Below are 14982 nucleotides of genomic sequence, written 5' to 3' on the forward strand. Positions count from 1 at the left end.
TAGACAGAAACTGCTCTATCAACAAGAAGATGAATGCCCCTACTCAACTGTGATCAACATCACAGCATTCATCGAGACGGGTCACAACCAGATTGATTGTGCTGAGAGAGGGTATGTGCATCAGGAGGCGAAAGCCTCTGAAACTCATCAACCCTTTAAAACAATGATTAACAACAACCTCGTTCGCAATCAAGTCAAAGCTAATTGGGAAGACATCACAAGGAAGGGTGAGGATCATGCAATGACGTTTGAATTAGACAATAAAGTGCCAAGCATCCACCCAAAAGCAACGAATTGGCTTGACAATAATGATAGCAATTTTAATTTCAACATTACCAAGGCCTCATCTCTAGTTAATGGTGGATGGAAAGACAATTATGGCAACCAATTGTTAGATTCTCATCTATTAGATCCTATCAAGAATCCAAAGATCAAGTCAACTGATTTGGTTGACCTCGATATTCGCATACCTGAAATCAACTTGACTCAGCCACGAGAAGTCGATCTCATCCAACCTATCCATCCTGATGCTGCCTTTTCAACCGATATCGCGGATAGGCATATTGGCATGGCAGATGCAGCCATGGAGAGAACTTGGGGTCATATCATGGCAGGAATATCTTCGTGGGATGACACAACAGTAGGACATACAAATACATTTTCGAACTCCGATGGACGCTTTGAATCAACCAATACTACGTTTGGGTCGGTTGAACTTTGGAGGAATGATGGTGAATACAGATTTTCTCGACACAATGAATTATGGGGGACTAATACTGATATCACCGAAGAAGAATATTTCGCAGAACGCTTTGAAGCGGAAGCTGCAGGAAATGAATGCAGTACTAATAATAGTAGCAGTAGCAGTAGCAGTAGCAGTAATCAAGAAGATGATAGATGGTGGTTCGGGAAAAGGTGGGGTAGACCTAATCCAGATGGCATTGCGCCTTGGTCAGAGACTGGGGGCAGGCCACCATGGTTTTTCATTGACCAATCTCCAGTAAACACCAATAATTTTGATTCACTGATTAACCAAGTTGATCCTCACTTAACGTCTGAATATCTACTCAAAGAGATTGTAACAACTTCATTAGACAATAGAATTGCAGACAATTTATTATTGCAAGACAATAACACCTCTGCCCAGATTGAAGGCACTGACGTACTGACAAACTTCAACAAAGGATTGCTCGCAAATAGCGTTGCCACTAGCCGGGAACATAGCCAAGGTTTTGAAGAACCGATCGCCGCTGATTATGATGTCTTCAGCTTTGGTGGAATGACGCAAAGCATGCCTTTATCGACTGCAGATGAGAACGTTCTTTTAACTGTAGACAATGTCATGCCTCAACAAATGTTGAGCAACAATATGACAACGCCTATCGAGTTCTAATCCAATCAGAAGAGCAGAAAAACTAAAGAGCAGCACTCCAAGCCAAGTGAGAGCATCTACAGGTAAATCATGAGTCAATAATAGAGCGGCCAACACTTAGCGATTACAACTTTGCAACAGCCCCACCACCTCAAAAAAACTACACCTGGCGTAAGCCGGAGAAACTCAACGAGGTGGAGCGGCTGTTGCTCAAGCGAGGCCAAAGCCCCAAAGGCACAAACACCAGCCAATCCCACAACACCATTACTGCTCTATGCCGTCAGCTGCATCCTGCCTAACCATCTCGCCAGGTCGCGGCCGCTTGATCTCCCCTTTGCGATTGTCTGGCCCAGAACAAATGGCCCTCGATGAGGTGCTGCTCGAGGCTTACCAAGCAGATGCGAAACCACTGCCAACACTGCGCTTCTATCAATGGAACGGTCCATGGCTTTCCCTTGGTCGCAACCAACATCACTGGCCAGAGCACTGGAACGCCCTAGCCAAACGAGGAGATCTACAGATGGTTCGCCGACCCAGTGGCGGTAGTGCAGTCCTGCATGCAGGAGGGCTCACTTATGCATTGATCTGGCCCTCTCCTCCCCGCCAGAGACAACAAGCCTATAAACAAGCTTGTCAATGGCTCATAAGGGGCTTTAAAGAGCTCGAATTACCTTTGCAATTTGGCGATCACCCAGCCAGGGGGGCCAGCGAGAGTAACTGCTTCGCCACAGCCACAGCCGCTGATCTTGTGGATTCTCAGGGTCACAAACGCATCGGCAGTGCACAACTCTGGCGTCAGGGTCATCTCCTTCAACATGGCGAAATCATCCTGAATCCCCCTCAAAGACTCTGGCGAGAAGTCTTCGATTGCGAACCACCTAGCGACGCACCAGCATCAATCCCCAGGCAAGAGCTGAGCCATCTCCTGCAAACAACGTTTTGCTCCTGTTGGCCAGAGGTGAACTGGCAAGAGAGCCCTATCACGAACGATGAATGGAGCTCAGTTGTCAATAAAGCACCGAACTATGAAGTACTGCTGGATGCCTCAGGCTGCTCAACCAATCCTCCCGAGACCATCGACTCCACAACTTTAGGCAGTGCCATACCCAGGGGATAGGTGTTCTGACGGCGAGCAGCTTCGAGAAACTGAGCAGGAAGCCTTACACCAAGACGCTTAAGCACAGCTTCGGAGAGATCAATTCGATCTAATGTTCCGCAAGGAAGACCAGCAACATTAAAGACAAGAAGCCTGCCCTCCTCAGCCTGTTCTAGTGCCATCACCGCCTGCCATAACGGGGCTTTCTCGCCAATGGAAGGCAACTCAGATATCGGCTTCATGTGATCCGCCAGGCATTGCCTATCCCATTGCTGCACAGGCAATTCTTTTAAGGGTTGGTCCGTCATGTAACCAACCCATCGACCAGAGCGACAAACCAAAACCCACTCCTGAGGAGACTGCTCCTCGCTGCCAGACAAACGCAACTGACTAAGCCTGCGCAGCGACTGGTCATCTTCAAGCACACGGAAGTTGCGCCCAGCCGCCTTGCCTACGTTGAGCTCACGCAAGACCTTCTGCAAGGCAAGCAGCTGGGTTTGAGAGCGAGATGCACCCAGGCCAAACCAACCGAGCATCAACAGCCAAAGCCCACCAATCCCACCACCTTTAAAAAAGAGCAACCACCCCCCCAACACCATTGCCGAGAGAGAAAGGGCACGGCCAGTTGCGGTGGCGACCTGGACACCCTTCCTCTGACTGCCAGTCCACTGCCAGACCAAAGCCTTAAGGATCAAGCCTCCATCAAGAGGCAACCCAGGCAGCAAATTAAAAAGGGCGAGCAACAAATTGAGCCCACCCAACTGACCAACGAGATTGGCAAGCAGCGGATTGACGTGATCAGCTGCATACACCCCTCCCGTCAGCAAGGCAACAGCCAAGACCAAGCTCACCAATGGTCCGGCTGCAGCAACCCTTAAAGAGGCCATCGGTGTCGAGCACTCCCTCTCAACGCTGGCAACACCTCCCAGGAAAAAAAGGGTGATGCTGCGAACCTTGACCCCCTCACGCAGTGCAACCAAAGAGTGGCCTAGCTCATGCAGGAGAACAGACAAAAACAACAGCAGGGCCGTTATCAACCCCAGACCCCAGCTGATCCAAGCTGGAAGCGAAGATTCAGCTGCAGCGGACACCTGGTTTTGTGAAATCCAAGTAAAAAGCAACAGGATCACAAACCAGCTGGGATGAACCCTTAAAGGGATTCCCCGAATCTTCATCAGCTCCCAGCCTTCGCCCACCCTTTCATCTCCATCGAGCCGGATCAGCGGCCAGTAGCAAACCAATCTTAGAAAAGTCTCGAGCCAATGGTCTTGCCTATGGGATCTCCCACATCCACCGCAGTGAAGATCTGTGGTCTTACCAACATTGACCAAGCCAAATCGATTGCAGCGCTAGGTGTCGAAGCAATTGGCGTAATCGGCGTAGCAAACTCACCCCGCTTTGTTGCAGAACAGCAACGACGAGACCTTTTCGCTCAACTCAACAGCTTCAATCCGGAACTCCAACGAGTCTGGGTGGTCGCTGATCCAGATGACACCGACCTATCCGAAGCCCTGCAAGGAGAAGGTGCACCTTCGGCAATCCAGCTTCACGGCCAAGAAACGCCAGAACACTGCGCAAACCTGCGCATCCAACACCCGAACACGCAGTGGTGGAAAGCCCTGCGCATCCGTAGCCATGAGGATCTCTCCCTTGCCCATACCTATGCAGGCCAGGTCGACGCACTCCTTCTCGATGCATGGAGGCCTGGACAACTTGGTGGCACAGGCCATCGACTTCCCCTGAACTGGCTACATCAAGCCTCTTTTGAACTGCCCTGGTGGTTAGCGGGTGGTGTCTCCGCAGAGTGGATTCCAGAACTTTTGAGCCAGGTGAATCCATGGGGCTTGGACGCCTCAAGCCGTCTCGAGATTTCGCCAGGGATCAAGGATCTAAAACTGGTTGAGGCCCTGGTTGAAGCGGTACGTCAGCAGCAAAAATAGATTCAATGATGCAATCAAAGCTCTTAAACAATTTGAGCTGCAGCAGATTTTTTTATGGGTTGAAATTGAATTTCAATAATAAAGAGCGAATAGAGAATAAGAATTTCAATCAAATCAATAAAATATGCCTGGCTAAAACTTTGTTCAATGAGACGGGCAAGACCCCATCTTAAGATTGCTGCTAATTATTTTTTAGCTTGATCGTTAAGCTGTTCCTGTCTTTGTTGAATTCCAAAAAAGACATTCGCGCCTAACACCAAGACAGTTGCAACTACAATCACTCCAATCGCTAATGGGCTCAGATTAAGAGCCATTGCAAGCAAAGGTGAAGGCATTGACCTCTAAATTGTAAATACAAGAATTAGCTTGACAGAGCTTCATCGACTTGGCTAGTAACAAGCGAAGTCGATACACACATGTTAATCAGACATGGCCATCATTAAGCCTTATACCTCTAAAAGACCTTGAAAGAACTTTTAAGTTACTAGCGTGGACTCCTGCTGGCGAACAAGCTCGAAAAATTCCTGCTTAAGGCTAGGATCATGACGAAAAACGCCTCTAACAACAGAATTGACCATGCTGGTACTTGGCTCTTTCACTCCTCGCCATTTCATACAATAATGTTGTGCTTTTACTATTATCCCTAAACCCTTAGGCTCACATAAACGCTCTATTTCATCAGCAAGAATCATCACAGCCTCTTCCTGAATATGAGGTCTTGAAAATACCCAATCGGCAACTCTTGCGAACTTTGAGAGCCCAATTACACGACTGCCAGGCTTAATGCCAATCCAACAGTTACCAAGAATAGGAACCAAATGATGAGAGCACGCCGAACGAACAGTTATGGGGCCAACAGTATAAATTTCATCTAAATCTTTTGTATTTGGAAAGCTAGTAACATCTGGCTGCTTATAGAATCGACCTTTAAATACTTCATTTAAATACATGCGAGCAACCCGCTCGGCAGTCTCTTGTGTGTTGTGGTCATTATCAATATCAATCACTAAGCTTTGGAGCAGTTCTCGCACGCGATCGGCAACTTCTACTTCAAGTTCCTTCAACTCTCCAGGTTGAATATGTTCTGCAATATTGTCGTTGGCGAGGAAGGAAACATCTTCTGCAACTAGGCGGGAACGTATACGTTCAGAGATCTTGTTTTCATTTTTTGGCTGACCATTCCCAGGCAAGCCATTGCGATGCTGACCTAGGTCTTTAGATGATGCTGGGATGATGGAAGTCATTAAAGGCTTGTTCAAAAGGCGCCAGTGGCTGGCATCAGAGTTAGATCTTCAATCACCTGTGATGGTGGCTGCTGAGCCAAGTGTAGAAGGGCGGCGGCTACCTGCTCAACAGACAGCATGGCATCACGGTCGAAGCTGCTTTGCACGGTTTCAGTATCCCAAAGAGGGGTATTGACCGCTCCAAGAGTGAGGGTGCAAGCACGTATCCCATGATTGCGCTCCTCCGCCGCCAAACAACTAGTAAAAGTAGCCAATGCTGCTTTGGTGGTGCAGTACGAACCCCACTGTGGGAAAGCATTGCGAGAGGCATGACTGCTCACATTGATCACCAATCCACCGCTGGTACGCATCGCAGGCACCACAACAGAACACAACTGGAAGACGCTGGTGAGATTCATCTGAAGCAACCATTGCCAACGCTTCAAAGGCATGGATAGAAGATCCCCTGTCCAAGCCGCCCCAGCATTGTTGATCAACACCGATGGGCAATGGCCCCGACCAAGCAAATCCTCGATACCAGGAGCGATGGCTTCTGGATCAGCCAAATCGATTGATTTAAAAAGAACATTCTGGCCTGTACTTTTTAGCTCTTGAGAAAGTGCCTGAAGTGCATCTTGGCTGCGGGCTACCAACATCAAATCCCAACCGGAATTTGCAAACAACCGCGCAGCTGCTTCCCCAATACCGCGAGATGCTCCAGTAATCAGGGCAGTAGGCAAGGAGCGAATGCAACCCCAATAACCCTAGGCAGGCAAGCCGGTTTCCGACGAGCTTGGATCGAGAACACGACCCATCGCCCGGAATTTCAGATACCGCGCTTCGCGAAGCTGATTAACCTTTAAACCAAGAAGCTCATCGAGGTGCCGCTCGATAGCCTCTCTGAGCACCTCTCCCGCCTGAAGAGGGGCCCAGTTGTTGCCTCCAGCTGGTTCTGGAAGCACTTCATCCACCACTCCTAAGTTAAGGAGGTCTGGACCAGTGATCTTCAAAGCAGCAGCTGCCTCAGGAGCTTTGGCAGCATCTCTCCAAAGAATCGAAGCACAGGCTTCCGGACTGGCCACGGTGTAGACGCTGTGCTCAAACATGAGCAAACGATCAGCTACGCCAATTCCAAGAGCGCCACCCGAGCCTCCTTCACCAATCACCGTGGCAATCACAGGCACGCGCAAACGGAACATTTCACGCAAGTTGACTGCAATGGCTTCACCTTGCCCCTGCTCCTCGGCAAGCAGGCCTGCATATGCACCCGGCGTATCGATGAAAGTGAGGATGGGTAAACGAAAACGATCAGCATGCTCCATCAGGCGAAGAGCCTTGCGGTAACCACCAGGCGTAGCCATCCCAAAGTTTCTAGCCACATTTTCTTTTGTATCCCTGCCCTTTTGATGTCCGATCAGCAGCACAGAGCGCTTACCAATACGGCCCACACCACCAACCAACGCCTGGTCGTCGCTACCACGACGGTCACCGTGCAACTCAATCCAGTCCTCGCAAAACATTTGGATAAAATCCAAGGTGCTCGGCCGGTGAGGATGTCGCGCGACTTGTATTTTTTCGGCCGGTGTAAGAGCTTGAAAAATTTCCTCCCGTCTACGAGCCGCCAAAGTCTCTAACTGGAGCAACTGCTGACTGACATCGACTTCGGAATCGCGTGCAAGCTCTCGGATCTGCTCAATCTGCTGCTCTAGTTCTACCAATGGCTTTTCGAACTCAAACAGATAACGACGAGCCATAACAAGAGAAGATCCGGAAACAAGGTTCAGGCTGCAGCAGCCTGAAGTTGGTGATTGAGATTGAGGCTTGAAAAACCATGACGCAAAGACGCCATGCCGATAAAATCCATTTTCTCAAGGGTGATCTGGTTACGCCCCCAACTGAAGTTTGTGTGGCAATTCTCAAACTCCAACAGCATTGCTTCTGCAAAACAGGCAAACATTTGCCTCGCAGGCTTATCCATCTCTGCAATCCAGCCAACATCCCAGCTGATGTCATTGCAGAACTCAACGATTCCTCCTTTGAGCACATGCACCCCACTACCAGCAAACTTTGCATCTAGGTTCTTCGGATAGCCCCCATCAATCATCAAGCAAGGCTTGCGCAAACTCTCCATATCGATTTCCAGGGTTCGAGGCATGCTGGCAACCCAAACCACAACATCAGCTTCAGGCAAGGCCTCTTCAAGACTCAGTATTCTGCCGCCAGCCAATTCAGTTTGAAGATCTATAAGAGGTTGTTGCTGTCTAGCCACCAAAAGAAGTTCAGCGACACCAGTTCGAGAGGAAAGCCAACGGCAAACAGCACTACCTATATCGCCAGTGGCACCAACTACCGCTACACGCGCCTTACTTAAATCAATGCCCAAAAGTGGGGCATTGTTCTCAAGCTGACGGCAAATAACCCAAGCCGTATGAGTGTTGCCGGTTGTGAATCGCTCCCATTCAAGAGTGGTGTTTCGTACATGTTGATGCTTAAGAAGATTGAAGTTCTCAAAAATAATTGAGGTAAATCCGCCTAGGGCACTGATCTGAATGCCTCTCTTCTGGGCCATCTCCATGGCATTAAGGACTTTGCGACGGGCAGTTTTGAACCGACTCAACATTTCTGGCACAAAACATGAATCGATATAAGCACCTTCTATTTTCTTTCCTGTAAGGCTTTCTACCTCAATCTCTTCCAAAAACTGCGGAGGAGCACTGCACCAAACATCCAGGTCTCCATCTAGATGGTCATAGCCAATCTGAAGTGCCGTCTTCCTGGCATCTTCAAAACTGGTGGAATGACCGATCAGACCAAACATGTAGTGCTGACATACGAAAAATCTGAGCCCACCCTATAAGCCCCGGAGAGGTCCAAGTCAACCATGATCCCATGAATGCTGGTCTTTAGGGTCAATTGCTTGACCTTCAACCGGGCTGCTCACATCTGAACATAAGCAAAAAGGGAGACCAAAGGCAGCAGTTCAGCTCACAAGGGCTGCCGCTGCCATACGGGTAATTTCACGAGTGTTAAAGCCAATCTCGGTGAGAGATTCCTGGTAGGCGATTAAGAAATCCTCAATCAGATCTTCCTTCTCCATCTGCAGCACGGCAGCATCCCCTGCCACCTGATCAAGCATCCGGCGAATCAGAGGCAGGTTCTCGCGATTAGCCTCAAGCAACTCCTCACGGCAACTCTCCAAATTGGCCTTGAGCCAAGCCTCGCCATAATTGAGGTGTGTGTACTCGTCCTTCACGACACCTTCAGTAATCTTGCGAGCAAAGGGGTCAGAAACAGGGATATAGGTGTGATAAGCCGAAATAGCAAAGGCTTCAATCAAGAGCGCCTGGATCAGCAAGCATGTAGGTGTTTTCCCTTGTTCTAAGGCTGTCTGGAAGTTGTCACGCAAAGGAGCAAAAAACTCCCTTGCGAAATCCATGTCAGCCTCAACGCCAAGGTTCTTGCCGCAAGCTGTAAAGCCCTTCTTGTGCCTCATCTCCATCTTGGCAAGCCGCTTGAGCTCTTCGACATGATCGGGAAGCAGCGTGCCAATCGCGATGTAATTGTCATGGGCTTCCTGTTCGCCCTCAATGACTATTGCGTTGATTCTGCTGTATGCATCCTTATACCTATCTGAAGTGAAGTCTGGCAGGGCTTCTGAAGATCCAACAGTGCTGTCAAGAACAGCTGCCACAGGCATCTCTAGCGTAGGCATGGATCTTTTAAAAGTCGTAAGTCGAGAGACTTTAACCCTCTACCAGGGAAAATTGACTCAAGCCGCCCTTTAAATCACAAGCCTTCTGGTTCTCTCACCGGAGGCCATTGGCTTCCCATCAGGCTGATCAGCAAATTAACCCAGTGATCAACCAAAGCCTGCTCCAATGCTTTCCCTAGCGCAGCATTAGCCTCTCGACTATCACCGATCACCCCGGACTTACTGAAATCGTCCGTAAGCCAAGCACATGGAGCATGCCCCTCAAGGCTCCAACCCATCGGCGGAGTGGTGGATAGGCCAGGGGTGTAGTGGTCACCATCGACAGGGCGCTCAAGCCCTACCAACTCAGGTGCCATGGACAGCATCAGGCTGGTCTCAGCCAGACCAGCATGCAGCCCTACCTCACGCTCGCTTTCAGGGAGCAAATCCTTTAATGCCCCCACACCACTCCAGAGGAAACAGGGCAATACAGCCATCGCAGGGCATTGAGCACGAAGCTGCCGAGCCGCCACATGCAATAAGCCAATCTGGCCTCCATGTGCATTGAAAAGCAGCAAACGACGAACTCCCATGGTCGCCAATTGCTGACCAACTTCGATGACCAGCTGAAACATCAGGTTCGCTGAAAGGGAAAGAGTTCCTGGGAATGCTTCATGTTCCGGAGAAAATCCCAATGACTGGGCTGGCAACATCCAGATCGGCAGGTCAGCAGGCAAGCGTTCAAGGACCTCTACCAACATCCGCTCTGCAAAAAAAGCGTCCGTTATCAGAGGCAAATGCGGACCATGCTGTTCACAGGCCCCGAATGGCCAAACCAAGGTGGATCCCTCCAGACCAACCGCCTCTGCAGCCTCTGGCCAGCTGAGATGGTCAAAACGCCTGCAAGAAATAGACATCAGCCCCAATCTGCGAACAGAACCCCACCCTGCCTGTCAGAATGCTTGATCGACGACCCCAAGGCCCCCATGGCCGGATCAGGCAGTCCGCAGTCCAATAGACCACAGCCCCCTAAACCCGCAGCGGAAGCCCCTCGCAAGCCCCTGCAGGTCATGCACATCAGCAGGCGTGGGGAACAAGAAAAGCTAGTACGAGAAGCCGCCGAAACAACTTCACCTGGCAGCGAAGCAACTGCAGCATCAGGCCAGCTCAGCAACGCCCCCAATCGATCCGTCTCAGCTGATGCAGCCTCAGATGAGAGTCGTTTTGATCTCGGCGAGCTGCAAAACATGACGATGGCCGATCTACTTGGTCCGGCCGATCAGTCACGCCGAAGCGCTTCGGCCCCGAAGGGCATCGATCATCGCAACGAAGAAGGGCAATCCAATCCAGCACGCAGTGTCGACGATTTCGACTTCGATGAAGACGCCTTCTTGGCTGCTCTAGATGAAAACGAACCAATTGGAACCACAGGGGAAGTGGCTACAGGCAAGGTCATCGCTTTGGAAAGTGATGGTGTTTACGTCGACATCGGCGGGAAAGCACCAGGCTTTATGCCCAAAAATGAATGCGGCCTTGGCGTGATTACCAACCTCAAAGAGCGCTTCCCAAAGGGTTTAGAGGTCGAAGTACTCGTCACTCGAGAGCAAAATGCCGATGGGATGGTCACCATCAGCTGTCGAGCTCTAGAGCTGCGTAAGAGCTGGAGCAAGGTGCAGCAGATGGAGAAGGAAGGCAAGGTCGCCCAGGTCAAGGTCAATGGATTCAACCGTGGTGGAGTGACCTGCGACCTTGAAGGCCTGAGAGGATTTATCCCCCGCTCTCAGCTCCAAAATGGAGAGAATCACGAAGCGCTTGTCGGAAAAACCCTTGGTGTGGCATTCCTGGAAGTCAATCCAGAAACCCGCAAGCTGGTGCTTTCAGAGAAGCGGGCCGCTACCGCCGCCCGCTTCTCTGAACTTGAAGTAGGACAGCTCGTGGAAGGTCAAGTCGTAGCAGTGAAGCCCTACGGTTTCTTCATAGACCTAGGCGGTGTGAGTGGCCTCCTTCACCAATCCATGATCACCGGTGGCAGTCTTAGATCCCTGCGGGAGGTATTCAACCAAGGCGATCGAGTCAAAGCCTTGATCACCGAAATGGACCCTGGTCGCGGACGCATTGCCCTGAACACAGCCCTACTGGAAGGACAACCGGGCGAACTCCTAATCGAAAAAGATAAGGTTATGGCTGAAGCGACTGATCGAGCCAACAAAGCTCGTAACGTCCTTAGGCAGCAGGAACAGTCAGCAGGATGATTGCTGCCAATACGCCCAACATCACAGACAAACACCCTAAGACTGACTGGGAGCTCGACTTCTACTCGCGACCAATCCTTGAATCTGACGGCAAAAAACGTTGGGAGTTGTTAATTAGCAGCTCCCAGGACCCGTCAGGAACTGCACCATTCCGCTGGGTAAAACGCTGCCCTGCAGGAGAAGTCAATTCACTGTGGCTGACCGATGCCCTGAGAGAGGCCCTGAAAGACTCTCAGGAACAAGGCTGGGAGGCCCCTCTCAGGCTTCGCTGTTGGCGTATATCGATGCGCACCATGGTGCAACGGGCTGCCGCAGAGCTTGGCATCGAAGTCATTCCAAGCCGCAGAACGTATGCCCTACTCGACTGGCTCGCCGAGCGAGAACGGGATGTCTACCCCCTTGAGGAGGGCTACATGGCTGGTCCACTGGCTCCTCCCCCAACTCCGATACCAACACCCCCAGTGCCTCTACCTGAGGCTGTAAGGGGAGACGCCTGGAGCTGGGCCTCCCTACCCTTAGGTTTGCTACGCGAAGCCCAAGAGTGGCCAATCGGCTTCGGCGGCCTACTACCAGTTGGAGCAAACGACAACGACAACATCCCCGTGCCAGGTGTACGGATGTTCAGTCAAACCCGTGCTTTGGCTCTAGCAGGCTGGCTTGGAGGCCTGGAACCAGTTTGCTTGGCCGTCGATGGCACGCAGCTGATGCTTGAAGCAGGTCAAGACGATCGCTGGCTGGTGACGGATTTGGATGACAAAACAGCCACGGCAGTTCAACAGAGCCTCCTAGAAGCAAGAGAGCAAGCCGGCGGACTGCAATTCATCTCTGTGCAGACCTCCCCAGAGGAAAAACGATTTGCTGGTTTCTGGATGCTGCGTGACCTGCCGCAACCATGACATCGCTGGGGCCGGCAGCGGAAACTGACAACCAAGACCCGCTTGCTACTCCAGATACCCTGTTCAACCAACTCAAAGGATGGACCTGGGTCGGTTGCTATGGGGGCTACTACCTGCAGGCCGACCTTCTACAAAAGGCTGGTTTCGAACATGGATTCTTCACGCGACGCTGGCAAGATCGAGGGCCCGATCAACTAGCTGGTTACCTAAGCGCAGGCATTAGTGTTCATAGACCCCAACAAGTTCATGGCGGTAAGGTGCTTCAAGCCTCACAAGCCAACCGCCCACCCTGGCCGGAGGCTGATGGCCTCGTCAGCGACAGCGGTGGGCAAAGTCTCTGGGTCTGCACTGCCGACTGCGCTCCAATACTGATTGCCGACCAGTCCACGGGGCATGCAGCCGCATGTCATGTGGGCTGGCGAGGCGTAGCCGCCAAAATCCTGCAAGAAGCTCTAGCAAAGTTGGAATCTCGAGGAGCAAAAATCGAGACTCTGCTTGTTGCTCTAGGACCAGCTGTAAGCGGTTCCAACTATCAGATTCAAGTTGATGTTGCAGAAGCTGTGGTCAAAAGCCTCGAAGCAGATCCAAACAACCCACCAATCCAGCTGGAGAAACGGCTCTCCGCACTAAAAGAACGAGGCATTCTCAATGCAGACAAAGAGCCACAGCAACTGCGTCTCGACATTCGCTTGGCTGCTACTGAACAACTAAAACGAGCAGGGTTAAGCAGCGAGCAGATCAGCAGTTGCCCGCTATGCACAGTGGCAGAGCCCAGCCTCTTTTACTCATGGCGCAGGGACCACGTCAAAGCTGTGCAGTGGAGTGGAATCGTTGCTCAAGCTGAAGACTGAGCAACCACAAGCTGTTTCGCCAGGGCTTCTGCAGCCCTAATCCCATCAATGCCAGCCGAAAGGATGCCTCCGGCATAACCAGCCCCTTCTCCAGCAGGAATCAGCCCAGTGGTGTTAAGCGACTCAAAGGAGTTATCCCTGGGAATACGCACAGGCGATGAGGTACGGGTCTCAACCCCAGTGAGTACAGCATCAGGATGCTCATAGCCTGGTAAACGCCTAGCGAAGGCCGGCAAGGCCTCTCTTAAAGCCTCAATCAACGGAGCCGGCAACATCTGATTGAGGTCAACCAACGTGATCCCTGGCAGACAAGAGGGAATCACCTCACCGAGGCAAGTTGTAGGCCTGCCCGCCAGGAAATCCTCCTGGCGCTGAGCAGGGGCGCAATATCCACCCCCTCCAAGCTGAAAAGCCCTTCGTTCCAAGTCCCGCTGCAAGGCCACTCCTGCCAAAGGATCTCCTGGCCAACGCTCATAACTGCACAAATCCTGATGCTCCAAATTCACAACCAAGGCACTGTTGGCATTGCGTTCATTGCGCGTGTGTTGACTCATGCCATTGGTAACCACGCAATCTGCTTGCGATGTAGCACCCACCACAACTCCCCCCGGACACATGCAGAAGCTATAGACAGTGCGGCCATTACGAGCGTGATGCACCAACTTGTATTCCGCATGGCCGAGTTGTGGATGACCCACCATTGGGCCCCAGCGCGCGCGATCGATCAGAGGCTGGGGGTGTTCGATGCGGAGTCCTACAGAAAAGGGCTTGGCCTCAAGCTTCACGCCAACCCTTTCCAACATGTCGAAGCTGTCCCGGGCTGAATGACCCAGGGCAAATAACACATGCCGACTGCTAATTGTGCTGCCATCGGCAAGCCTCAGCCCTACCACCTGCAAAGGCTTGCCAGTGCGTGAATGATCTAAATCTCGCCGCAGCAGCAATTCATCAACTCGAGTCTCAAATCGAATCTCACCACCAAGCTCCTCAATTCTGGCGCGCATTCCACGCACCACCGTGGCCAATTTGTAGGTGCCAATGTGAGGTCGGTGCACCGTAAGGATCTCTGGATTGGCTCCACTGGCCACCAATTCTTCAAGCACCTTGCGCCCATAGTGCTCAGGGTCACTCACCTGGCTATAAAGCTTTCCGTCTGAGAAAGTCCCCGCCCCACCTTCACCGAATTGGGCATTGGAATCAGGATTGAAAGGCCGCTGTCCCCTCCAGAAAGCAAAGGTTTCTAGCGTGCGCTTTTTGATCGACTGACCGCGCTCCAACAGCAAAGGCTTGAAACCCATCTGTGCCAGAAGCAGAGCTGCAAAGTAACCACAAGGGCCTGCACCCACCACAACCGGCCGCTGCGTTTCTACTTGAGGGAAATCTGTTGGCGCCTGCGCAACTGGGTAATAGCGGGTGTCTGGAGCCTTACGAATCTTTTGATTGCCTGCGTGGCGTTTCAACAGAGCAGCTTCCCCTCGAACCTTCACATCCGCGCTGTAGATGAACTGAATCCGCTCATGACGTCGAGCGTCAATACTTCGTTTCACCAGCCTGTGATTGATGAGCTGGGAAGGCGGAATACGCAACCGCTTAAGGATGACTGCTTCGATCGCCTCTGAAGAATGATCAAGGGGAAGCTTCAACTCACTCAACCGCAACAC

15 protein-coding genes are annotated in these 14982 nt (G+C 51.5%); 6 read left to right on the forward strand and 9 right to left on the reverse strand.

Annotation, left to right across the window (positions count from 1 at the left end):
* Positions 1-49 precede the first annotated feature (49 nt).
* Together SIB80_RS10285 and SIB80_RS10290 are read left to right on the forward strand one after the other, a co-directional pair.
* Complete coding sequence (locus tag SIB80_RS10285) at positions 50-1393, forward strand: hypothetical protein (RefSeq protein WP_063419825.1); 1344 nt, start codon at positions 50-52, stop codon at positions 1391-1393.
* A 253-nt stretch (positions 1394-1646) separates the two neighbouring features.
* Positions 1647-2489: a lipoate--protein ligase family protein gene (locus SIB80_RS10290; protein WP_063419824.1), complete on the forward strand. Its 843-nt coding sequence runs from the start codon at positions 1647-1649 to the stop codon at positions 2487-2489.
* On the opposite strand, the gene SIB80_RS10295 is transcribed toward SIB80_RS10290, so the two are convergent.
* Positions 2396-3664 (reverse strand): site-2 protease family protein, encoded by a 1269-nt coding sequence (locus SIB80_RS10295; RefSeq protein ID WP_063420012.1) that lies wholly within the window; start codon positions 3662-3664, stop codon positions 2396-2398. The two genes, SIB80_RS10290 and SIB80_RS10295, sit on opposite strands and share 94 nt — an antisense overlap.
* 66 nt (positions 3665-3730) lie before the next feature.
* Here SIB80_RS10295 and SIB80_RS10300 point away from each other — a divergent pair, with 66 nt between their 5' ends.
* A complete protein-coding gene (locus SIB80_RS10300; RefSeq protein ID WP_063419823.1) occupies positions 3731-4408 on the forward strand; it encodes a phosphoribosylanthranilate isomerase in 678 nt (225 codons plus the stop codon).
* 185 nt (positions 4409-4593) lie between these two features.
* On the opposite strand, the gene SIB80_RS10305 is transcribed toward SIB80_RS10300, so the two are convergent.
* The 7 genes from SIB80_RS10305 to SIB80_RS10335 form a co-directional block, all read right to left on the reverse strand.
* Positions 4594-4743 carry a hypothetical protein gene (locus tag SIB80_RS10305; protein ID WP_169189855.1) on the reverse strand — a complete coding sequence of 50 codons (150 nt, stop codon included), beginning with the start codon at positions 4741-4743 and terminating at the stop codon, positions 4594-4596.
* Positions 4744-4884: 141 nt separating this feature from the next.
* Positions 4885-5652 (reverse strand): GTP cyclohydrolase I, encoded by a 768-nt coding sequence (folE, locus tag SIB80_RS10310; protein WP_063400319.1) that lies wholly within the window; start codon positions 5650-5652, stop codon positions 4885-4887.
* Between the two features lie 11 nt (positions 5653-5663).
* Positions 5664-6371 carry an SDR family oxidoreductase gene (locus SIB80_RS10315; protein ID WP_063419822.1) on the reverse strand — a complete coding sequence of 236 codons (708 nt, stop codon included), beginning with the start codon at positions 6369-6371 and terminating at the stop codon, positions 5664-5666.
* 24 nt (positions 6372-6395) lie between these two features.
* Positions 6396-7385, reverse strand: coding sequence for an acetyl-CoA carboxylase carboxyltransferase subunit alpha (locus SIB80_RS10320; protein WP_063419821.1), 990 nt, complete (start codon positions 7383-7385; stop codon positions 6396-6398).
* A 26-nt stretch (positions 7386-7411) separates the two neighbouring features.
* Positions 7412-8449: a long-chain acyl-[acyl-carrier-protein] reductase gene (locus SIB80_RS10325; RefSeq protein WP_063419820.1), complete on the reverse strand. Its 1038-nt coding sequence runs from the start codon at positions 8447-8449 to the stop codon at positions 7412-7414.
* A 162-nt stretch (positions 8450-8611) separates the two neighbouring features.
* Positions 8612-9343 (reverse strand): aldehyde oxygenase (deformylating), encoded by a 732-nt coding sequence (locus tag SIB80_RS10330; RefSeq protein WP_063419819.1) that lies wholly within the window; start codon positions 9341-9343, stop codon positions 8612-8614.
* 74 nt (positions 9344-9417) lie between these two features.
* Entirely contained in the window at positions 9418-10239 is an 822-nt protein-coding gene (locus SIB80_RS10335) for a creatininase family protein (RefSeq protein ID WP_063419818.1), read from the reverse strand.
* A 69-nt stretch (positions 10240-10308) separates the two neighbouring features.
* Here SIB80_RS10335 and SIB80_RS10340 point away from each other — a divergent pair, with 69 nt between their 5' ends.
* The 3 genes from SIB80_RS10340 to pgeF are packed head-to-tail and all read left to right on the forward strand — an operon-like array spanning position 10309 to position 13321.
* On the forward strand, positions 10309-11574 hold the full coding sequence (locus SIB80_RS10340; RefSeq protein ID WP_063419817.1) for a S1 RNA-binding domain-containing protein: 1266 nt from the start codon (positions 10309-10311) through the stop codon (positions 11572-11574).
* Entirely contained in the window at positions 11571-12470 is a 900-nt protein-coding gene (locus SIB80_RS10345) for a Tab2/Atab2 family RNA-binding protein (RefSeq protein WP_063415549.1), read from the forward strand. The genes SIB80_RS10340 and SIB80_RS10345 overlap by 4 nt, the downstream gene beginning before the upstream one ends.
* Positions 12467-13321 carry a peptidoglycan editing factor PgeF gene (pgeF, locus tag SIB80_RS10350; RefSeq protein ID WP_063419816.1) on the forward strand — a complete coding sequence of 285 codons (855 nt, stop codon included), beginning with the start codon at positions 12467-12469 and terminating at the stop codon, positions 13319-13321. The genes SIB80_RS10345 and pgeF overlap by 4 nt, the downstream gene beginning before the upstream one ends.
* Here pgeF and SIB80_RS10355 read toward each other — a convergent pair.
* Positions 13306-14982: an NAD(P)/FAD-dependent oxidoreductase gene (locus SIB80_RS10355; RefSeq protein ID WP_063419815.1), complete on the reverse strand. Its 1677-nt coding sequence runs from the start codon at positions 14980-14982 to the stop codon at positions 13306-13308. The genes pgeF and SIB80_RS10355 overlap by 16 nt on opposite strands.

It is taken from the genome of Prochlorococcus sp. MIT 1327 (assembly GCF_047304785.1).
GTDB classification, from domain to species: Bacteria; Cyanobacteriota; Cyanobacteriia; order PCC-6307; family Cyanobiaceae; genus Prochlorococcus; species Prochlorococcus marinus_D.